At 69.5% G+C, this 19,706-nt stretch carries 21 protein-coding genes; 9 read left to right on the top strand and 12 right to left on the bottom strand.

The features are described 5' to 3' along the window. The first annotated feature begins 303 nt into the window (after positions 1-303). From AOZ53_RS30670 to hutG, 5 genes are all read left to right on the top strand, one after another. A complete protein-coding gene (locus AOZ53_RS30670) occupies positions 304-1,044 on the top strand; it encodes an IclR family transcriptional regulator (protein ID WP_180189432.1) in 741 nt (246 codons plus the stop codon). Between the two features lie 127 nt (positions 1,045-1,171). Beyond that, on the top strand, positions 1,172-1,915 hold the full coding sequence (locus tag AOZ53_RS30675; protein ID WP_054435431.1) for a transporter substrate-binding domain-containing protein: 744 nt from the start codon (positions 1,172-1,174) through the stop codon (positions 1,913-1,915). Beyond that, a complete protein-coding gene (locus AOZ53_RS30680) occupies positions 1,912-2,580 on the top strand; it encodes an amino acid ABC transporter permease (protein WP_054435432.1) in 669 nt (222 codons plus the stop codon). Before AOZ53_RS30675 ends, AOZ53_RS30680 begins: the two co-directional genes overlap by 4 nt. Further along, positions 2,577-3,359: an amino acid ABC transporter ATP-binding protein gene (locus AOZ53_RS30685; RefSeq protein WP_047992730.1), complete on the top strand. Its 783-nt coding sequence runs from the start codon at positions 2,577-2,579 to the stop codon at positions 3,357-3,359. The genes AOZ53_RS30680 and AOZ53_RS30685 overlap by 4 nt, the downstream gene beginning before the upstream one ends. After that, positions 3,356-4,306, top strand: a complete 951-nt coding sequence (gene hutG, locus AOZ53_RS30690; protein ID WP_054435434.1) for a formimidoylglutamase — start codon at positions 3,356-3,358, stop codon at positions 4,304-4,306. The genes AOZ53_RS30685 and hutG overlap by 4 nt, the downstream gene beginning before the upstream one ends. Positions 4,307-4,387: 81 nt before the next feature. On the opposite strand, the gene AOZ53_RS30695 is transcribed toward hutG, so the two are convergent. Continuing rightward, on the bottom strand, positions 4,388-6,061 hold the full coding sequence (locus AOZ53_RS30695) for an FAD-binding oxidoreductase (protein ID WP_054490749.1): 1,674 nt from the start codon (positions 6,059-6,061) through the stop codon (positions 4,388-4,390). A 425-nt stretch (positions 6,062-6,486) separates the two neighbouring features. Here AOZ53_RS30695 and AOZ53_RS30700 point away from each other — a divergent pair, with 425 nt between their 5' ends. Further along, positions 6,487-7,776: a Glu/Leu/Phe/Val family dehydrogenase gene (locus AOZ53_RS30700; RefSeq protein WP_054435474.1), complete on the top strand. Its 1,290-nt coding sequence runs from the start codon at positions 6,487-6,489 to the stop codon at positions 7,774-7,776. A 112-nt stretch (positions 7,777-7,888) separates the two neighbouring features. Here the strand turns inward: AOZ53_RS30700 and AOZ53_RS30705 are convergent, their stop codons facing one another. The 6 genes from AOZ53_RS30705 to AOZ53_RS30730 form a co-directional block, all read right to left on the bottom strand. After that, positions 7,889-8,707, bottom strand: coding sequence for an RsiV family protein (locus tag AOZ53_RS30705; protein ID WP_054490751.1), 819 nt, complete (start codon positions 8,705-8,707; stop codon positions 7,889-7,891). 64 nt (positions 8,708-8,771) lie between these two features. After that, positions 8,772-9,548, bottom strand: a complete 777-nt coding sequence (locus AOZ53_RS30710) for a lipoate--protein ligase family protein (protein ID WP_054435441.1) — start codon at positions 9,546-9,548, stop codon at positions 8,772-8,774. Then, the gene (locus AOZ53_RS34560) at positions 9,545-9,820 is read right to left on the bottom strand and encodes a lipoate protein ligase C-terminal domain-containing protein (protein ID WP_054435443.1); all 276 of its coding nucleotides are present in this window, start codon (positions 9,818-9,820) and stop codon (positions 9,545-9,547) included. Before AOZ53_RS34560 ends, AOZ53_RS30710 begins: the two co-directional genes overlap by 4 nt. Positions 9,821-9,862: 42 nt before the next feature. Next, the gene (locus AOZ53_RS30720; protein ID WP_054435444.1) at positions 9,863-10,327 is read right to left on the bottom strand and encodes a GNAT family N-acetyltransferase; all 465 of its coding nucleotides are present in this window, start codon (positions 10,325-10,327) and stop codon (positions 9,863-9,865) included. A gap of 11 nt (positions 10,328-10,338) precedes the next feature. After that, positions 10,339-11,037 (bottom strand): glutathione S-transferase N-terminal domain-containing protein, encoded by a 699-nt coding sequence (locus AOZ53_RS30725; RefSeq protein WP_054435446.1) that lies wholly within the window; start codon positions 11,035-11,037, stop codon positions 10,339-10,341. 125 nt (positions 11,038-11,162) lie between these two features. Then, positions 11,163-12,062, bottom strand: a complete 900-nt coding sequence (locus AOZ53_RS30730) for a DMT family transporter (protein WP_054490753.1) — start codon at positions 12,060-12,062, stop codon at positions 11,163-11,165. 123 nt (positions 12,063-12,185) lie between these two features. Here AOZ53_RS30730 and AOZ53_RS30735 point away from each other — a divergent pair, with 123 nt between their 5' ends. Beyond that, on the top strand, positions 12,186-12,653 hold the full coding sequence (locus AOZ53_RS30735) for an Lrp/AsnC family transcriptional regulator (RefSeq protein ID WP_054435452.1): 468 nt from the start codon (positions 12,186-12,188) through the stop codon (positions 12,651-12,653). Between the two features lie 81 nt (positions 12,654-12,734). Here AOZ53_RS30735 and AOZ53_RS30740 read toward each other — a convergent pair whose 3' ends face one another. The 4 genes from AOZ53_RS30740 to AOZ53_RS30755 all read right to left on the bottom strand — a co-directional run bounded on the left by AOZ53_RS30740 (position 12,735) and on the right by AOZ53_RS30755 (position 17,402). Then, positions 12,735-13,229, bottom strand: a complete 495-nt coding sequence (locus AOZ53_RS30740; RefSeq protein ID WP_054435454.1) for a glutathione peroxidase — start codon at positions 13,227-13,229, stop codon at positions 12,735-12,737. 15 nt (positions 13,230-13,244) lie between these two features. After that, positions 13,245-14,447: an MFS transporter gene (locus AOZ53_RS30745; protein ID WP_054435456.1), complete on the bottom strand. Its 1,203-nt coding sequence runs from the start codon at positions 14,445-14,447 to the stop codon at positions 13,245-13,247. Positions 14,448-14,577: 130 nt separating this feature from the next. Then, positions 14,578-15,780: a DUF1501 domain-containing protein gene (locus tag AOZ53_RS30750; protein WP_054490755.1), complete on the bottom strand. Its 1,203-nt coding sequence runs from the start codon at positions 15,778-15,780 to the stop codon at positions 14,578-14,580. Positions 15,781-15,800: 20 nt separating this feature from the next. Continuing rightward, complete coding sequence (locus AOZ53_RS30755) at positions 15,801-17,402, bottom strand: DUF1800 domain-containing protein (RefSeq protein ID WP_054490756.1); 1,602 nt, start codon at positions 17,400-17,402, stop codon at positions 15,801-15,803. A 273-nt stretch (positions 17,403-17,675) separates the two neighbouring features. Between AOZ53_RS30755 and AOZ53_RS30760 the strand changes: the two genes are divergently transcribed. Beyond that, complete coding sequence (locus AOZ53_RS30760; RefSeq protein WP_080977441.1) at positions 17,676-18,008, top strand: hypothetical protein; 333 nt, start codon at positions 17,676-17,678, stop codon at positions 18,006-18,008. A 24-nt stretch (positions 18,009-18,032) separates the two neighbouring features. On the opposite strand, the gene AOZ53_RS30765 is transcribed toward AOZ53_RS30760, so the two are convergent. Next, entirely contained in the window at positions 18,033-18,905 is an 873-nt protein-coding gene (locus AOZ53_RS30765) for a LysR substrate-binding domain-containing protein (RefSeq protein WP_054490758.1), read from the bottom strand. A gap of 76 nt (positions 18,906-18,981) precedes the next feature. On the opposite strand from AOZ53_RS30765, the gene AOZ53_RS30770 reads away from it, so the two are divergent. Continuing rightward, a partial coding sequence (locus AOZ53_RS30770; RefSeq protein WP_197286550.1) for a four-carbon acid sugar kinase family protein occupies positions 18,982-19,706 on the top strand: 725 nt, incomplete at its 3' end.

Consider the following 19,706-nt stretch of genomic DNA (forward strand, 5'->3'; position numbering starts at 1 on the left):
CGGGGTGCGGCTGAACAACTACGACAAGCCCGCGACGCCCTGATCCCGGCCGCGTCCCGCTGGTTCCGAAACCCGCCTTCCGGCGGGTTTTTTATTGGCAGTCGCCGGCTGGCGGGCCGGGGCCGCGCAGCTCTGGCGCGCTCTCGGGGCGGCGGCCCGGCGTGCCGCTGGCAGGCCTTGCGGATCGGGTTTGTGATCGTGTGTTTCGGGGTTTTCCCTGTAAGTTCTCATTGAGTGGGAAAAATTTCGACCAATACCACCATAAATTGATAATCTCGCCGCCATCACCACCAGGAGAGCTTGTTGATGGATCAGTCGGTAGGGCCGGGCGCGGACCGGGTGCTTTACGTGTTGGCCACGCTGGCCCGGCACGATGGCCCCCTGAGCATCGCCGCGCTGGCCGAGAAGACCGGCCTGGCGCAGAGCACGCTCTACCGCCAGGTGGCCCTGCTCAAGCGCTGGGGCTTCGTCGCCGAGCACGAGGGCGAATACGGCCCCGGTCCGCTGTGCGTGCAACTGGCCTGGGGTTTTGACCAATCCTCGTTCCTGATCCATGAAGCGCAGCCGGACATGGCGGCATTGGCCGCCGCGTCGGGCGAGACCATCGGCCTGCTGGTGGCGGTCAAGGACCAGGCCGTGTGCCTGGACATGGTCGAGAGCCAGCATCCGCTGCGCTGTTCCTTCACCAAGGGCCGCGGCCTGCCGCTGGCGCGCGGCGCCTCGGCCAAGTCGCTGCTGGCCTTCATGCCGGCCCCGCGCCAGCAGGCCGCGCTGGCCATCCTGGCGCGCGAGTCGGGCGTGGATCCGGTGCGCCTGGCCGACGAACTCGAGGCCATCCGCGCCCAGGGCTATGCCGTGACCGACAGCGAAGTCGACGCCGGCGTCTGGGGCGTGAGCGTGCCGATCTTCCAGCGCGCCAACCAGGCGGTGGCCTCCATCACGCTGATGGCCCCGTCCACCCGCGCCGCCCAGCGGCCGCAGGCCTTCATCGACCTGACCGTCGCGGCCGCCCGCCGCATCTCGGGCAGGCTGCAGGCGCACTGACGCCGCCGGTTTCCGCCTTCCATGCATTTCACGCTGTCCCCGACATTCCCGCCGCCTCTCTAGACGCCACACCCCACGCCGTACCGATCGCCGTATCCGTATCCACTTCTTCCTATCAGGATTCGCCATGACTACTCGCCGCACCCTGCTGACCGCCGCCCTGACCCTGGGCCTGGCCTGGAGCATGGGCACCGCCCACGCCCAGGAAACCATCCGCGCCGTGACCGACGCCACCTTCCCGCCCATGGAGTTCGTCAAGGACGGCAAGCGCACCGGCTTTGACATCGAATTGGTCGAGGCCCTGGCCGCCGCCATGGGCAAGAAGGTCGAATGGATCGACATCGACTTCAAGGGCCTGATTCCCGCCCTGCAGGCCGGCCGCGCCGACATCGCCGTGTCCGCCATCTACATCACGCCCGAGCGCAGCAAGGTGGTGGACTTCACCGATCCTTACTACGCCGGCGGCCTGGTCGTGCTGACTAAGAAGGACGGCCCGATCAAGACGCTGAAGGACCTGGACGGCCGCAAGGTGTCGGTGCAGGTCGGCACCAAGTCGGTCAACTACCTGAAGGAACACTACCCGTCGGTGCAGCGCGTCGAGGTCGAGAAGAACCAGGAGATGTTCAACCTGGTGCAGATCGGCCGCGCCGATGCCGCCGTGACCGGCAAGCCGGCCGCCAAGCTGTTCGCCCAGAGCACCACCGACCTGACCGTGCTGGCCGACCAGGTCACCACCGAGGACTACGGCATCGCCGTGCCCAAGAACAAGCCGGAGCTGACGCGCGGCCTGAATGAGGCGCTGCAGAAGATCAAGGCCGATGGCAGCTACCAGGCCATCGTCAACAAGTGGTTCGAGGCGCCCGCGAAATGAACCTGGATTTTGCCCCCGTCTTCGCCGACTTCGACGCGCTGGTGCGCGGCGCGGTGGTCACCATCGAGGTGACCGCCGGCGCCTTGCTGCTGGGCTGCGTCATCGGCCTGCTGGTCGGCGTCGGCCGGCTCAACCCGCAACGCCGCATCATCTACAACCTGTGCAGCGTCTACCTGCTGTTCTTTCGCGGCACGCCGTTGCTGGTGCAGCTGTTCATCTGGTTCTTCGGCCTGCCGCAGTTCGGCGTGACGCTGCCGGCGTTCGCCTGCGGCGTGCTGGGGCTGGGCATGTATTCCGGCGCCTACGTGTCGGAAATCGTGCGCGGCGCGATCCAGTCGGTCGACCGCGGCCAGACCGAGGCGGCCCGTTCGCTGGGCATGTCGTCGGGCCAGGCCATGCGCATCATCATCCTGCCGCAGGCGGTGGTGCGCATGATCCCGCCGCTGGGCAACGAGTTCATCGCGCTGATCAAGAATTCGGCGCTGGTGTCGCTGTTGACCATCCATGACCTGATGCACGAAGGGCAGAAGATCATCAGCGTGTCGTACCGCTCGCTGGAAACCTATCTGGTGGTGGCGCTGATCTACCTGGTCCTGACCACGGCCGCCATGTTGATACTGCGCAGGATCGAGCAACGCCTGCGCGCGGGGGGGATGGTGCAATGAACGCCGCGAATCCGAAAGAAATGATCCGCATCCGCGGCCTGCAGAAATCCTATGGCGACCACGCCGTGCTGCGCGGCATCGACTTCGATGTGCTGCCGTCGCAGGTGGTGGTGGTGATCGGCCCCAGCGGCTCGGGCAAGAGCACGCTGCTGCGCTGCTGCAACGGGCTGGAAGTGGCCCAGGGCGGCACCGTCGAGATCTGCGGCCAGATGCTGCAGAACGAAGGCGAGCAGTTGCCCGAGGCGGCGCTGAACCGCCTGCGCATGCAGGTCGGCATGGTGTTCCAGGGCTTCAACCTGTTCCCGCACCTGTCGGTGCTGGACAACGTCACCGTCGGTCCGCGCACGCTGCGCGGCATGGGCCGCGACGAGGCCAACGCGCTGGCCGAGGACCTGCTGCGCAAGGTCGGCCTGGCGCAGAAGATGTCGGCCATGCCGGCCAGCCTGTCGGGCGGCCAGAAGCAGCGCGTGGCGATCGCCCGCGCGCTGGCGATGCAGCCCAAGGTCATGCTGTTCGACGAACCGACCTCGGCGCTGGACCCGGAACTGGTGGGCGAAGTGCTGCAGGTCATGAAGCTGCTGGCGCGCGAAGGCATGACCATGATGGTCGTGACCCACGAGATGGGCTTTGCCCGCGACGTGGCCGACGTGGTCGCGGTGATGGACGGCGGCGTGATCCTGGAATCGGGCGCGCCCGAGGTCATCTTCAGCCAGCCGCGCGAGGCCCGCACCCGCGAGTTCCTGCAGGCCGTGCTGAGCACGGGGCAGGGGGCGGCATGACGGCGGCGCAACTCGACAGGAGCCTGTGGACCGCGCGCGACGACAGTGCCGAGCGCGGCGACACGCGCCGCCTGGCGCACATCGTCGAGCCGGCCGCGGGCCAGACGCCGGCCGCGGGCGAGCCGGTGCTGCTGGGCTTCGCCTGCGATGCGGGCGTGGCCCGCAACCAGGGCCGCATCGGCGCGGCGGCCGGCCCCGCCGGCATCCGCAAGTACATGGCCGGCCTGCCGGCGCACGGCCTGACGCGCCTGCTGGACGCGGGCGACGTGGCCTGCGAAGGCGACCAATTGGAAGACGCGCAGGAGCGGCTGGGCCTGGCGGTGGCCGACCTGTTGCGCCAGGGCGCCCGCCCGCTGGTGCTGGGCGGCGGCCACGAGATCGCCTGGGGCAGCTTCCAGGGCCTGGCGCGCTGGCTGGCGGACCGGGGCGATGAGGGCCCGGTGCTGGTGCTGAACCTGGACGCGCATTTCGATCTGCGCACCGGCCGGCCGGGCAGTTCCGGCACGCCGTTCGACCAGATCGCGCATTACTGCGAGGCGCAGGGGCTGGCGCTGCAATACGCCTGCCTGGGCGTGTCGCGGCTGGCCAATACGCCGGCGCTGTATGCGCGCGCGGCCGAAGTGGGCGCGGTGTGGGTCGAGGACCGCGACATGCAGGAGCGCCACCTGGCGGCGCGCCTGGCGAACGTCGACGCCTTGCTGGCGCGGGCTCGCCACGTTTACCTCACCATCGACCTGGACGTGCTGCCGGCGGCGGTGATGCCGGGGGTGTCGGCGCCGGCGCCCTATGGCGTGCCGATGGCGGTGATCGAGGAGATCGTGCTGCGCGTCAAGGCCAGCGGCAAGCTGCGCCTGGCCGACATGGCCGAGTACAGCCCGCGCTTCGATATCGACGGCCATGGCGCCCGCGCGGCGGCGCGCCTGGCCTGGCAACTGCTGTCCGCCTGACACGGTCCGCGGCGCGAGATCCGCCGCGGACTTCCCGCCCGCCGTCATGGCCGCTCGCGCGGCGCATGGCGGCGGGCTTTTTCACGCCTGCGGCGCGGCCAGCGGGATCGACATCTCGTGGTGGAAGAGATTGTCGGGATCGACGCTGCGCTTGGTGGCGATCAGCGCGGCGGTCTTGTTGCCGTAGTACAGGTCGAGCCATTGCGGATCGACGTGGCTGTGGCTGGCGTCGGTGTACTTCATGTCGGTGTCGGGGTAATTGATGTAGCACCCCTCGAACGGCGAGCCAGGCTGGTTGCTGGGCTTGCCGCCGTACTGCGCGAAGTACTCGTCGTACAGGTCGGCGATCCACTTGATGTGGAAGGCGTCCTGGGCCGGATCGGTCCAGTACACCTGGAACTGCGACTTCAGCAGCGACGAGCGCTGGCACACGCTGGTCGGGTTGGCCGTCTCGTCGTTGCGGTTGATGCGGCCGCCATACGAGTCGATCTGCACCAGCGCCTGGTTCAGGCGCGGGTCGTCCGAGCCGTTCAGGTATTCCCACATGGCCATGATCTCGACGTCGCTGAAATTGGCCTTGTGATAGGCGGACTTGTACTTGCCGCGCTGGTTGCTGCCCGAGCCGTTGATGCTCTGCGTCAGCCACAGCCAGTCCATCTTCTGCGCATCGTTGACCGCATGGGCCAGCATCCGCGGCGCGGGATGGACCACGCGGTGCGACGGGCCGTACCAATGCGTGGACAGGTTGACGGCGGGCGCGGCGCTGGCCGCCGCGTTCATGGTGGCGACGAAGTCCAGGAACGGCTGGTCGCGCGCGCCGCCGACCTTGCCGTCCTTGCCGGTGTACTGGATGCTCAGCACCACGTCGCCGGTCGAGCGATGCTGCACCTTCAGCAGCGTGAACAGGCCGCCGTTGGCCTTGGCCGGGTCGGGGCTGTTCCAGTCGGCGTCGTGGTCGGCGAACCACTGCCAGTAGGCGCGCATGAAGCGCGCGAAGTTGGCGCGGCCCGTGGCGCCGGCGCCGAAGCTGGCCCAGGGGTAGGACAGGGACAGCCAGTAGGCTTCCTGCGGCGCGGCGGGCAGGTCGGCGTAGTAGTAGGTCAGGATGATGCCGTAGTTGCCGCCGCCGCCGCCGCGGCAGGCGATGAACAGGTCGCGGTCGGCGCCGGTGCTGTGCAGGTTGACGTGCTTGGCGACCAGCTTGCGCGCGCCCGGGCCTTGCGGCACCAGGATGTCCACGCCCGACAGCCAGTCCACCGTCAGCCCGTGCAGGCGCGACAGCAGGCCGTAGCCGCCGCCGACGATGTGCCCGCCCGAGCCGACCGAATAGCACGAGCCGCCGGGCAGGGTGCGGTTGGCGGTCTTGTACAGGTCCAGGTAGCCGTCCCAGTTCTGGTTGCCGGACGCGGCCGCGAAGCGGTAGCGCGCGGCGGGATTCCAGGGCGAGGGGATGTCGCCGGCCTCGCGGTAGCGCAGGCCGGTCATCAGGCTCAGGTCGATGATGGCCAGGGGCTGGCCGTGGTCCTGCGGCAGTTTGTTGGCCACGAAGCCTTCGTAGCAGTGGCCGCCGCTGCGCACCGTGATGCGGCAGCCCTGGGCCAGCGCGGCGTTGGCCGCGTCGAGCACGTCCTGCGGGGTCTTGCAGACATAGATGGCGTTGGCGCCCTGGCCCGTGGTGGGGAAGCGCAGGTTGAAACCCTTTTGCAGGGTCGCGTAACGCGGGTCATTGCTGTCAATCAGGGAAAAATCCGACATGCGCACCTCTATGGTTGATTTTCATAAGTGCTGGATGCAAGCGGGCGCCGCCCGCCGGCAACGCGGGATGACAAGCTTTGGAAAGCCGCCGGTGCCGGGTACTGCTAAAACCGGGGCCGGTTGATTCTGGGTCAAGTGGATGACGGTTTCAAGCGGAATGCGACAGGCGCCCGGGCCGGGCTGACACGCGGCTGTGATGTGGCGCCGGTCGAGCGTCGGTGGGGCGGGAGCGGGCAGGGCGGGCGTCCCGCGGGCTGGACGCTGCCGTCGCGCGGGGCTAGGATAGGCGCAGCGTTTCGGCAGGCTCGGTAACGCTCACGGCCTTCATTTCCTTATTGCGTCCCCAATTAATATTTTTTCTTAAAATATGGGGACGCATTAAGGATATGGATAAAATGGCGCAACTTTGTCAGGAGAGCATGTTCATGTCTCAAACTCCCACCCATGCCTTGCCGTCTTATCTGAATGCCGAAGAACTCGGCCCCTGGGGTAATTACCTGCAACAAGTCGATCGGGTCACCCCGTATCTCGGATCGCTGGCGCGCTGGGTCGAGACCCTGAAGCGCCCGAAGCGCTCGCTGATCGTCGACGTGCCGATCGAGCTGGACAACGGCAGCGTGGCCCACTTCGAAGGCTACCGCGTGCAGCACAACACCTCGCGCGGCCCGGGCAAGGGCGGCGTGCGTTTCCACCAGGACGTGACCCTGTCGGAAGTGATGGCGCTGGCCGCCTGGATGTCGGTCAAGAACGCCGCGGTCAACCTGCCGTACGGCGGCGCCAAGGGCGGCATCCGCGTCGACCCGCGCAAGCTGTCGCAATCCGAACTCGAGCGCATGACGCGCCGCTACACCTCGGAAATCGGCGTCATCATCGGCCCGTCCAAGGACATTCCCGCCCCTGACGTGAACACCAACGCCCAGACCATGGCCTGGATGATGGACACGTACTCCATGAACGAAGGCTCGACCGCCACCGGCGTCGTGACCGGCAAGCCGATCGCGCTGGGCGGCAGCCTGGGCCGCGTCGAGGCCACCGGCCGCGGCGTGTTCGTGGTCGGCTGCGAAGCCGCCCGCGACCTGAACATCGACGTGTCCAAGGCGCGCGTGGTGGTGCAGGGCTTCGGCAACGTGGGTGGCACCGCCGCCCGCCTGTTCCATGAAGCCGGCGCCAAGGTCATCGCGGCGCAGGACCACACCGGCACGGTGCACAACGCCGCCGGCCTCGACGTCCACAAGCTGCTGTCGCACGTGTCGCAGCATGGCGGCGTGGGCGGCTTCTCCGGCGGCCAGGCCCTGGACAAGAACGAGTTCTGGACGCTCGAAACCGAATTCCTGATCCCGGCGGCCCTGGAAAGCCAGATCACCGCCGACAACGCCGCCAAGGTGCGCGCCAAGATCGTGGTGGAAGGCGCCAACGGCCCGACCACCCCGGAAGCGGACGACATCCTGGCCGAGAACGGCGTGTACGTGGTGCCGGACGTGCTGGCCAACGCCGGCGGCGTGACGGTGTCGTACTTCGAATGGGTGCAGGACTTCTCCAGCTTCTTCTGGAGCGAGGACGAAATCAACCAGCGCCTGGAACGCATCATGCGCGAGGCCTACGCCTCGATCGCGCTGGTGGCCAAGGAGCACAAGGTGACGCTGCGCACCGCCGCCTTCATCGTGGCTTGCACGCGCATCCTGCAGGCTCGCCAGGTGCGCGGCCTGTACCCGTAAAGTCCTTCTGGCGCCGGGCCCTGGCCCGGCGCCTGGAGGAGCGTGAGGAAGACAGGAAAACCGCCCCGACAGGGGCGGTTTCCATTTGGGCGGCGCAAAGGCGGGCGCCGCCCTAGGACTTCGGCAGCAGTTCCGGCTTGAGGATGCCGCGCAGATCCGCGTAGGCGATGCTCAGCTCGGGCTCGCCGTACGAATACGGCGCGATCGAGTAGGCGTCGTACTTGACCACGATGCCGTCGCGCGTGAGCGCGAAGTTGTCGCTTTCCTGGAACGGCCACATCTTGTTGTAGGCCGCCGGGTCGCGCTTGGCGTCGCTGTTGCTGGCCAGCCACTTGGCGTGGGCCCGCTGCAGCGCGGCGACGTATTCGGCGCGGCGGCCGGGAATCAGGGCCTCGTCCAGCGCCATGACGCGGCCGCGGCTGCGCTCCCAGTTCAGGTACTGGGTGGCCGGAATGCCGTGCGCGGCGCCGGTCAGGAACTGCTCGGTGTGCAGTTCGATCGAGACGATGTCGCCGACGGTGTCCTTGACGCTGGCCTTGAAGTAGGTGGCGTCGCGCGGGCGCGCGGTGGACCAGAAATACTGCGTGTATTCCGACAGCGTCTCGTAGGGGCCGCGACGGTTGGCGTCGGTGCCGGTCATGTAGGCCAGCACGTGGTCGACCAGCGCGCTCAGCTTGGGGATGCCGGGGAAGGCCACGCTGTCGATCTCGATGCGCGGACAGTCGCCCTTGCAGTCGGGCTTGTTGGACGCCCACTTGATGCGCTCGGTGGACAGGTCGCCGATCTTCTCGGGCGTGGCCGTGCTGGCGGCCGCCGTCGGCGACTCCAGCGTGATGTTGGCGGGGGGCGAACTGCCGCAGCCGGCCAAGGCCAGCAGGGCGGCTCCCAGGACCGCGGCGGACAGGCCGCGCGGCGTGCGGGGACGACGCATTGAACTACCTCCAGAAAACCCGGCCGCGCGCGGGCGCGGCCGTCCAACGGTTACCCGCGGCGGATCAGGGAACCACCGCGGTCCATTCGGGCGTGGAGAACTTCTCGGCGGCCTGGGCCTCGGCCTGCGCCAGCGTGGCGGCGCCCAGCTGGCCCGGCGTCAGCCGGTGCAGGCCGGCGAAGGTGTCCACCATGCGCTGGATGATGACTTCCCGCGCCAGTCCGGTCTGGGTGCGCAGCGGGTCGACGCGCTTCTTGGCGCTGGTGGTGCCCTTGTCCGACAGTTTCTCGCGCCCGATGCGCAAGACTTCCACCATTTTATCGGCGTCGATGTCGTAGGACATGGTGACGTGGTGCAGCACCGCGCCGGCGCGGCGGGCCTGGGCGGCGCCGCCGATCTTGCCGATGTCCGAGGCGATGTCGTTGAGCGGCTGGTACCAGGCCTTGATGCCCAGCCCCTGCAGCGCCTGCAGCACCCAGGCGTCCAGGAACGCATAGCTTTCCTGGAAACTCATGCCGTGCACCAGCGCCTGCGGCGCGCTCAGCGAATAGGTGATGCTGTTGCCCGGCTCGATGAACATCGCGCCGCCGCCGCTGACGCGGCGCACGACCTCGATGCCGTGGCGCCGGGCGCCCTCGGGGTCGACTTCGTTCTTGAGAGATTGGAAGCGGCCGATCACGACCGCGGGCGCCGACCATTCCCAGATGCGCAGGGTGGGCGGGCGCGTGCCGGCGCCGACCTCGTCGGTGATGACGGCGTCCAGCGCCATGTGCAGCGCGGGGCGTTGCGGCGCTTCGTGGATCAGCTGCCAGTCGTAGTCGTTCCAGTCGGTGCGGGTCATGCCAGCGCCCTCCGCAGCACCACCGCCACGGCTTCGGCCGAGAAGCCGAACATCTCGGTGTCGGCGGGCAGCGCCGACTGCACCGCCAGCGCCAGTTCCAGTTCGCCGGCGTCGGCGGGCAGGCCGTTCAGGCCGCGGTTGATGGCTTCCAGCGCCTCGGGCGGTTCCAGGAAGAAATCGCCGCTGATGCGGACATCGGCCAGGCGGCCATCGCGGACTTCCAGGTCCGCGACCACCAGCTTGCCGCCGGGGACTTTGTATTCGCCGTGCATGGGGCGCTCCTTTGTGTATCAGGCCTGGCGCCGGGGGCGGCGCTACAGGCTCAGTTTCATGCCGTCGTGGCTGGCCACGAAACCCAGGCTTTCGTAGAAGCGGCGGGCGTCGGGCCGGGCGCGGTCGGTGGTCAGCTGCACCATCTCGCATCCCTGCGAGCGGCACTGCTCGATGGCCCACTCGAACATGGCGCGTCCCAGGCCCTGGCCGCGCGCCGACGAGGCGATGCGCACGCTCTCGATCTGTCCGCGCCATTGGCCCAGCCGCGACAGGCCGGGTATGAACGATAACTGCAAACAGCCGATCAGGCGCGCGTCGCGCTCGACCACCGCGAAGAACTGGTTCGGGTCCTGCTCGATGGCGGCAAAAGCCGCAGTGTAGCGGGGGTTGAGCGGAATCGAGGGATCTTCGCGCCTGGCGCCCAGTTCGTCGTCGGCCAGCATGGCCACGATCTCGGGCAGGTCGCCCAGGCGCGCGCGGCGGAACCGTAGCGGGGAATCGGTCATGGCGGCCTCGCTCAGCGCACGTTCTGGGCGGTCTGGCCGAACAGGATGCGGCGCGATTCGTCGTCGCTGACGGACGGCGCGGTGTTGACCTTGTCGGCCAGCGCGTAGGCGCGCTGCACGGCCGGACGCGCGGCGATGGCGTCGAACCAGCGCTTCAGGTGCGGGAAGTCATTCAGGTCCTGGCCCTGCTTGGCGTGCGGCACGATCCAGGGGTAGGCCGCCATGTCGGCGATGGAGTAGTCGCCGGCGACGAATTCGCGGTCGGCCAGGCGCTTGTTCAGCACGCCGTAGAGGCGGTTGGTTTCCTTGACGTAGCGTTCGATGGCGTAGGGGATGCGCTCGGGCGCGTAGCCGGAGAAGTGGTGGTTCTGGCCGGCCATGGGGCCCAGGCCGCCCATCTGCCAGAACAGCCATTGCGAGACCTCGGCGCGGCCGCGCAGGTCGGCGGGCAGGAAGCGGCCGGTCTTTTCGGCCAGGTACTGCAGAATGGCGCCGGATTCGAACAGCGACAGCGGCGCGCCGCCGTCGGCGGGCTGCTGGTCGACGATGGCCGGAATGCGGTTGTTGGGCGCGATGGCCAGGAACGCGGGCTTGAACTGGTCGCCCTTGCTGATGTTGACCGGGTGGATCTCGTACGGCAGCCCGGTTTCTTCCAGGAAGATCGTGATCTTGTGGCCGTTGGGGGTGGTCCAGTAATAGAGATCGATCATGGGGATTCCTTAGCGTCTTGGCGCCGCCGGCCACTGCCGGCGGATCGGAAGGCCCATGATAGCGGCGCCCCGGGCGGGCGGCCGAATACCCGGGGGCGCGGTGCGGGTTTGGCCCGCGCCCCGGCTCAGGCCGCGCCGGGCCGGGCGCCGCCGCGCAGGCGCCACTGCCAGTTCAGGCTGACGCCGGCGGCCGCCAGGAAGATCATGGCCACGCCCAGCACCTGGGTGGCGTCCATGCGGTGGCCGTACACCACCAGGTCCAGCAGGATCGCCACGGCCGGGTAGATGAAGCTGAGGGCGGCGGTCGAGGTAGTGGGCAGCTTCTGGATCGCCGAATACATCAGGATGTACATCAGGCAGGTGTGGACCAGGCCCAGCGCCACCAGGTAACCCCATTGCAGCGGGGCGGCCGGCAGCGCCTGGAAGTCGGCCATCGGCAGCAGCATCACCGCGCCCAGCGTCACCTGCACCAGCGCCAGCACCTGCGGCGGGATGCCCTTCAGGCGCTTGACGATGACGGCGGTGATGCCATAGAGCGCCGCCGCGCCCAGCCCCAGCAGCAGGCCCGACAGGTAGGCGTCGCCGCCGCTGTGGTCGGTGAGCTTGAGCACCAGTAGCAGGCCGGCGAAGGCGATCACCGACCAGGCCAGCTTGCCGCGCGTGGGCCGTTCGCCCAGGAACAGCGCGCCCAGGCCGATCAGGAAGAAGGGCTGCACGTTGTAGACGGCGGTGGCCAGCGAGATCGACGCCAGCCGGTAGGCCGAGAACAGCAGCACCCAGTTCAGCACCAGCGCGGCGCCGGCGGCCAGCGCCAGCGCCAGGGTGCGGGCGGTGAACAGCCCGGGCTTGAGCAGGCCGCGGGCCCAGCAGTACAGGAACAGCGACAGGGCGCCGAAGACGCAGCGGAAGAACACCACGTTCCAGGCGCTTTGGCCGGATTCCAGGACGAACACGCCCAGGGTGCCGGACAGGGTCATGGCGGCGGCCATCTGGGCCAGGCCGAGGCGATCGGATGAGGGGGGCATGGAAGGCTCCAGGGGACCGGCGCGGTCCACGATTCGATGGAGAAATTATCCCAGGCCGATCGGGCCGGTTATATGATGTTGCTGTGCCGGTTTGGCCTGTCAACCTTCGTTCGGGTGGAATTTATGCAGAATGACCTAAAGAATGAAAACCCCGTCCTGGATGGTATCGACCGCCGCCTGGTCGAGGCGCTGACGGCCAACGCGCGCACCACCACCGCCGACCTGGCGCGCCAGGTCGGCATGTCCGCGCCGAGCGTGGCCGACCGCCTGCGGCGGCTGGAGGAATCGGGCGTGATCCGCGCCTATACCCTGGACGTGGACCCGGTGGCGCTGGGCTACACGCTGGAGGCGATCGTGCGCATCCGGCCGCTGCCGGGCCAGTTGCGGCGGGTCGAGGGGCTGATCCAGGAGATCCCGCAATTCGTGGAATGCGACAAGGTCACGGGCGACGACTGCTTCATCGCGCGCGTGGTGCTGCGCTCGATCACCCACCTGGACGGCATCCTGGAGCGCGTGACCGAGTTCGCCGAGACCAACACCGCTATCGTCAAGGCGCACACGGTGCGCCGCCGGCTGCCGCCGTTGCGCTGAGGGGGGCGGGCTGGGCAAGGCGGCGGCTGGACGCCGCGCCGGGGACGGGCTGGCGCGACGCGTCGGCCAGGCCAGGGCGATTCAGGCGGCGGGCGCCGCCAGGGCGCGGACGATGTCGTCCTTCAGGCCGGCCGGCGTGTCGGTGGGGGCGTAGCGCTTGATCACCTGGCCGTCGCGGCCCACCAGGAACTTGGTGAAGTTCCACTTGATGCCCTCGGTGCCGAAGACGCCGGGCTTTTCGCCCTTGAGCCAGCGGTACAGCGGGTCGGCGTCGGCGCCGTTGACGTCGATCTTGGCGAACAGCGGGAAGGTGATGTCGTACTGCGTGGTGCAGAAGTCGAGGATCTCGGCCTCGTTGCCCGGCTCCTGGCGGCCGAACTGGTCGCAGGGAAAGCCCAGCACCGTCAGGCCGTCGTCGCGCAGCGCGCGGTACAGATCTTCCAGGCCCGAGTACTGCGGCGTGAAGCCGCATTTCGAGGCCACGTTCACCACCAGCAGCACCCGGCCGCGGTAGGCGGACAGGGGCTGGTCGGCGCCGTGGATGTCGCGGGCCGAGAAATCGTAGATCGTGCTCATGCGGGCTCCTTGGGGTCAGGCGTCGGAACGGGACGAGGCCAGCGCGCCGGTTTGCGGCGGCTGCGTCATCCCGGCGTGGCGCCCATAGTAGCGCGTGCCCCACAGGGTCAGCAGCAACACCGCCGCGGTGATGGCCGCGGACATCCATGGCAGGTCGGTCAGCGGCAGGCCGTGGCCCAGCGCCAGGCTGCCGAGCCAGGCGCCGCCGGCGTTGCCCAGGTTGAAGGCGCCCTGGTTCAGGGTCGAGGCCAGGTTGGGCGCCTCGGCCGCCTGGTCGACGATCAGCGTCTGCAGCAGCGGCACCACGGCAAAGCCCAGCGTGCCCCAGATGAAGGTCATCACCAGCATCGGCGCCAGCGCGTGGATGGCCTGGCTCAGCGCCAGGAACACCAGCAGCAGGCCCAGGAAGATGCGGCGCAACGACACTTCCAGATTGCGGTCGCCCAGCTTGCCGCCGAGCGTGCTGCCCACCGTGAGCGCCACGCCGAACAGCAGCAGCACGCCGGTCACGCCGCGTTCGGACACGCCGGTGATGTCGCGCAGGATCGGCGCGATATAGGTCAGCACGCAGAACAGCGCGGCCGAGGCCAGCACGCTGGCGACCAGCGGCCACAGCACGCGCACGTCGCGCAGCACGCGGAATTCACGCAGGATGTTGCCGGGTTGCATCGGGATGCGGCCGGGCAGCCACGCCGCCAGCGCCGCCACCGCGGCCAGCCCGATGCCGCTGACCACCCAGAAGGTCGAGCGCCAGCCCGCCACCTGGCCCAGCGCGGTGCCCAGCGGCACGCCCAGCACGTTGGCCAGCGTCAGGCCGGTGAACATCAGCGCGATGGCGCTGGAGCGCTGGTGGCGCGGCACCAGGTCGGCCGCCACCACCGCGCCGATGCCGAAGAAGGCGCCATGGCAGAAGGCGGTGAAGACGCGCGCGGCCATCAGCGTGCCGTAGCCCGGCGCCAGCGCACAGAGCAGGTTGCCCAGCACGAAGGTGCTGGCCAGGCCGATCAGCGTGGCCTTGCGCGGCATGCGCGCGGTGATGATGGCCATGATGGGCGCGCCGATCACCACGCCCATGGCGTAGCCCGTGATCAGCAGGCCGGCGATGTCGATGCTGACGTCCAGGTCGGCGGCAACGTTGGGCAAGAGGCCCATGATGACGAATTCGCTGGTGCCGATGCCGAAAGCGGCGGCGGCCAGCGCGATGAGATGCAGGGGCATGTAAAACCGGGGAGAGGGCCGGGCGCACGGGGCCGCGGCGACAGGGAAGGGTGCGCGAATTTTAGAGCAGCCGCTCGCGCGCGCCGCCGCAAATCCCTGTTGCCGATGCGGGTATACCCTTGGCCTGCATTCAGACCAGTTTCAGGTCCAGCGGCGGGGTGCCCGGGAACACCTGCGCCAGCCGGGCCGGCGGCAGGCCGTACAGGCGCGAGAACAGGCCGGCGAACAGCGCGCGGTATTCATTGAGCACCGGGTAGTCGCGGTCCTGGAACAGGGTCTCGCGTTTGACCGGGACCTGGCGGCCGGCAATGCGGCCGCCCTGCACATTGCCCCCCAGCACCCAGTAGACCGTGCCGTGGCCATGGTCGGTGCCCTTGTTGCCGTTCTCGCGGAAGGTGCGGCCGAATTCGCTGATGACGACCACCGTGGCCTGCTTCCAGGCCGGGCCCATGGCATCAGCGTAGCCAGCCAGCGCCCGCCCCAGCTGGCCGAGCCGGTTGGCCAGCATGCCGCTGGCGTTGCCCTGGCCGACGTGCGTGTCCCAGCCGCCGACGTCGACGAAACCCAGGTTGTAGCTGTCGCGCATGAAGCGGCCGATGCGGCGCGCTTCCTGCTCCAGCCTGTCGGCCGACACGGCGTTGCCGCTGGCGGCCTCCATTTCCGCGTCGAGTTCGGCGCGCGTGGCGCCCATGATGCGCTGGCCCTCGGCGACCGAGGCGCCCAGGTCGGTGTGCTGGTACATGGCGGCGATGGCGCGGTTGTCGGCCTCGGACAGGCGCGACTTGCGGGCCGCGCCGCCCAGGTCGATGTTGGGCACGCGCTCGGCGCCGCGGAAGATCTGCGGCACCTCGGCGGTGAAGGCGGCCGCCTGCATGCCCTTGCCGTCGAGCGTGGCGGCCAGGCGGTTCAGGAAGCCCGAGCGGAAGTCGCCGTTCCTGTCCCGGGCAGCGCCCTGGCCGAGTTCGATGCGGTTCTGGGTCTCGAAGTGGCTGCGGCTGGTGTCGTCGGTGCCGGCGAACGGCACGAAGGCCAGCTGGCGCTTCTGGTAGAAGGGCATCAGGCTCTCGGCCAGCGCCGGGTGCAGGGCCCAGCCGTCGGCCAGGGGCAGGGCGGCGCCGGCGCCGCTGCCGGGCCTGGCGATGGCGATGCTCGGGCGCGACTCGTAATAGAAGTCGCTGTCGGCCGGCACCAGCAGGCTGGCGGCGTCGTAGGCGCCGCGCATGAAGACGACCAGCAGCTTGTTGCCGGCGGCGGCCGGCGCGGCGTACAGGCGGCTTGCGCCGACGACCAGCGGCGCCGAGGCCAGGAGTTGCAGGATGCGGCGGCGATGCATGATGTGTCTCCCGCGACGGCTCAGCGCCGCATGAATTCGGGCGAGGCCAGCAGATAGGTGTTGGCGTCCTTGGGGTTCTTCGCCTGCGCGATGGCGTCGCGGGTGGCGGGCGACAGGCGCGCGAACAGGCCGTCGGCGGCGTTCTCGCGCAGCAGGTCGGGCAGGCGCGGCAATTCCACCGGCCCCTTGTCGTCGCCCTCGCGGTAGAAGGCCTGCGGCGCGGCGGCGATGGCGCGCGCCACTTCGAAGCGCGCGGTCATCTGGCCCGAGCCGGCCCAGTCCGACTGCGCCTGCGGATAGCCGTCGGGCGTCAGGCGCTGGTTCAGCGGCTGGCCCAGCTGCCTGAGCATGGCCATGGCCGGCCGCGGGTTGGCGATGGGCGGCAGGTCCGCATAAGTCAGCCGCAAGGCCGAGTACACGTAATGCACGGGGTCCTTGAACACGCCGGTCCTGAGCGACTGCGTAAATTCCGGCGAGCCGTACAGCGTCTGCAACGTGGCGGCGATGTCGCCGTCGCTGGCCTGGAAGGTGCGGGCCATCCTGTCGATGACCGAGGCCGGCGGCGCGTCGCCCATGAAGTAGGCGGCCAGCTTGGCGCTGATGAAGCGCGCGGTGGCGGGATGGCGCGCCAGCAGGTCGACCGCCTCGTCGACCTCGGCCAGGCCGGCGCCGCGGATCGTGTGGCCCAGGAACTGCTTGTCGCCGTAGTCGTGGCGCGCCGGGTTGAACAGGAACAGGCCGTCCAGCACCACCTGGCCGCGCAGCGCCGGCCGCACCTTGGGCGGGCCTTCCTGGTTGTGGATGCCCAGGCCGGTGAGAATCCGCGCCAGTTCCTGCACGTCGGCCTGCGTGTAGCCGCCCTTGACGCCCAGCGTGTGCAGCTCCATCAGTTCGCGCGCGTAGTTTTCATTGATGCGGCCCACGGCGTTCTGGGTGTTGTCCAGGTACACCAGCATCGCCGGCGAACGCAGCGTGGCCGCCAGCAGGTCGCGGAACTTGCCGAGCGCGTGCGGGCGAATGGCGCGTTCCTCGTACTGGTCGATATAGGTGCCGACGTCGTTCTTGGCCGCATACACATTGAAGTGGTTCATCCAGAACCAGGTCATCTGCTCCTGCAACTGGTTGGGCGAGTACAGCGCGCGGTAGAGCGCGCGGCTGGCGGTGTCGTCGGCGCGCTGGCGCGAGATGGCGCGGGCGTCGCGCTGGGCCTGTTGCTTGCGGCCGGGGTCAGCCTCCTTGGCGTCCTGGCGCAGGCCGCGCTGCTCGGCGTGCGCGTCCTCGGCGCGCTGGCGCGAGATCGACAGCGCGTCGATGCGTTGCTGCACGGCGGCGGGCAGGCGCGCGTTCGGATCGGGATGCAGCTGCGCCTGCAGATAGCGCTGCGGGCCGAGTTCGCGCATGCGCGCCAGTTCGGCCGGGGTGGCGCCCCAGGTGATGCGGTTGACCAGCGCGGCGTCGAGCGTCTGGGCCTCGGCGTCGTGGCCGGCGGCGGCGGGCTTGGGCGTGGCGGGCGGCGGGGCCGTGCCAGGGCGCGCGGCCAGCAGGGGCGCGGAGAGCGCCAGGGCCGCCAGCGGCGGCAGCCGGGGCGCCAGGCGGCGCAGGAAGAGGCGCATGTTCGACATGAAGCGGGCACCTTGCGGGTTGACGGTTGCGGCCTGCCGTCAGCAGGCGGTCAGGGCCGGCCGGCGGCGGGGGACGCGGCAGGCCCTGAGCGTGTGACAGGATAGTCGCACCGCGATTCCCGTCGCGACGCCGCTTGAAACGCAAGGAAACCGATGCTTGTGCCATGCGCCGCCGCTTTCCCTGCGCGGCGCGGGGCCATTGCCGCCGATGCGCGGTCCGCGGCCTATCATGTGCCATCGTAGTCAGCGCCATCGGCGCAAAGGAGGCCGGCCATGCGGGAAATGATCGATCGTCTGGAAACCATGTTGGCCAAGGGCACCGACAACATGTTGTTGCGATTCTCGCTGGGCAAGGCCTACGCCGAGCAGGAGTGCTACGGCGACGCCGAGACGCACCTGCGCGCCTCGCTGGTGTTCGATCCGGCCTACTCGGTGGCCTGGAAATGGCTGGGCAAGGCCTGCCTCGGCCGCGGCGACAAGGCCGGCGCCCGCGCCGCCTGGGAGTCGGGTCTGAAGGCCGCGCAGGCGCGCGGCGACAAACAGGTCGAAAAGGAATTGCTGGTGTTCATCAAGCGGCTCGACAAGGACGCCGCCGTGCCGCAATAACGGCGCAGGCAACCGTCCTTTGCTTCAGGCCTCGGCCGCCGCTTCGGCCAGCCACTGCTTCAACGCCGCCAGCGCCGGCGCCGCGCCCGCCGGGGCGCCGCGCGACTCGATCAATCCGTAGTGCGAGCCATCCGGGGCGAATCCGGCCGGCGCGACCAGTCGTCCGCTGCGCAGGTCGTCCAGCGCCAGCAGGCGCGGACTGAGCGCCACGCCCAGGCCGGCGGCGGCCGCTTCCACCATCAGGAAATGATGATCCAGGCTGCGCGTGGCGCGCGGGGCGGGAAGCCCCGCCTGGCGCAGCCAGTCGTCCCAGGCGCGCGGCCGGGTGCGTGAAGACAGCGCCACGTAGTCGCCGGCCTCGAACGCGGGCAGCAGCGACGGGGCCATCACCGGTCCCATGTGCTCCGCCATCAGCGGGGTGACGATCCAGTCGGGATGCACCGGAAAATCCAGCCGCCGCAGCGCCAGCGTGACCTGGTCGCGGGTGAAGTCCAGCGGTCCGCCGCCGACCGACAGATGCAGCTCGATGTCCGGGTGCCGGTCCTGGAACCGCGACAGGCGAGGAATCAGCCAGCGCATGGCGATCGACCGTTCACACGACAGCACCACGGGGCGCTGCGCGTCGCGCGCCTGCAAGGTGTCGATGGCGTCGTGGATCAGCGCCAGCGCCCGGCCCATGGACGAGGCCAGCAAGCGGCCGTCGGCGGTGACGCGCAGGCCGCGTCCGGCCGGTTCGACCAGCGTCAGGCCCAGGTCGTCGGCCAGCTTGGTCACGCGGCGGCTGACCGCCCCATGGGTCAGCGACAGTTCGTCGGCGGCGGCGCGCACGGAACCCAGGCGCGCCACCGCCTCGAAGGCGCGCAGGTCGTTCAACGAGGGACGGCGGGTAGCGGTCATTGGTGATGATAGATCACGAATAAACGTCAGAAATGATGGATTTTCCTGGTGGGTGATCTGCATTTTAATCACCGGTATGGACACACCGGAATCGTTATCCCGACAAGTCGGCATCATTGCCGACGACCTGACCAGCGCCGCCGATGGCGCCGGCCCGTTCCTGCCCTGGGCCGGTTCGGCGCGGGTGCATCGGGGTGCCGCCGCGCCAGCCGGGGAGCGCGTGCTGTCGGTCGACACCGGCAGCCGCGGGCAGGCCGAAGCCGGCGCCGTGGACGCGGTGGCGCGGGCCGCCGCCGCGCTGGCCGGGCGCGGCGTTCTCTACAAGACCCTGGATTCGACGCTGCGCGGCCACGTCCGGGCGGAGCTGGCCACGGCCCTGCGCGCCAGCGGGCGGCGCCTGCTGGTGGTGGCGCCGGCCTTTCCCGCGGCCGGGCGCGTGACGCGCGGCGGGATCCAGTACGTGCACGGTGAGCCGGTCGATGTCAGTGTCTATGCCTCCGATCCGGTGCATCCGGCGCGCACCGCGCGCCTGCTCGACCTGATCGATCCGGCCATCGGGCCGGCCCGGGTGGTGCCCGAGGACGCGGACGCGGCGCAATTGCGCGATGCCGCGCGGCAAGCCCGGACGCTGGTGCTGGACGCCACCACGCAGGCGGCGCTGGACCAACGGGTCGCGCAATTGTGGACGCACGGGTCCTGCCTGTGGGCCGGCTCTCCCGGCCTGGCCCGGGCGCTGGCGGTGCGTTGCGGCGCGGCGGCCGCCGGTCCGGCGCGGCCGCCGCGCGCGCGCCGGGTGCTGGT

It is taken from the genome of Achromobacter sp. 2789STDY5608621 (assembly GCF_001299375.1).
Classification (GTDB): Bacteria; Pseudomonadota; Gammaproteobacteria; order Burkholderiales; family Burkholderiaceae_B; genus Achromobacter; species Achromobacter insuavis.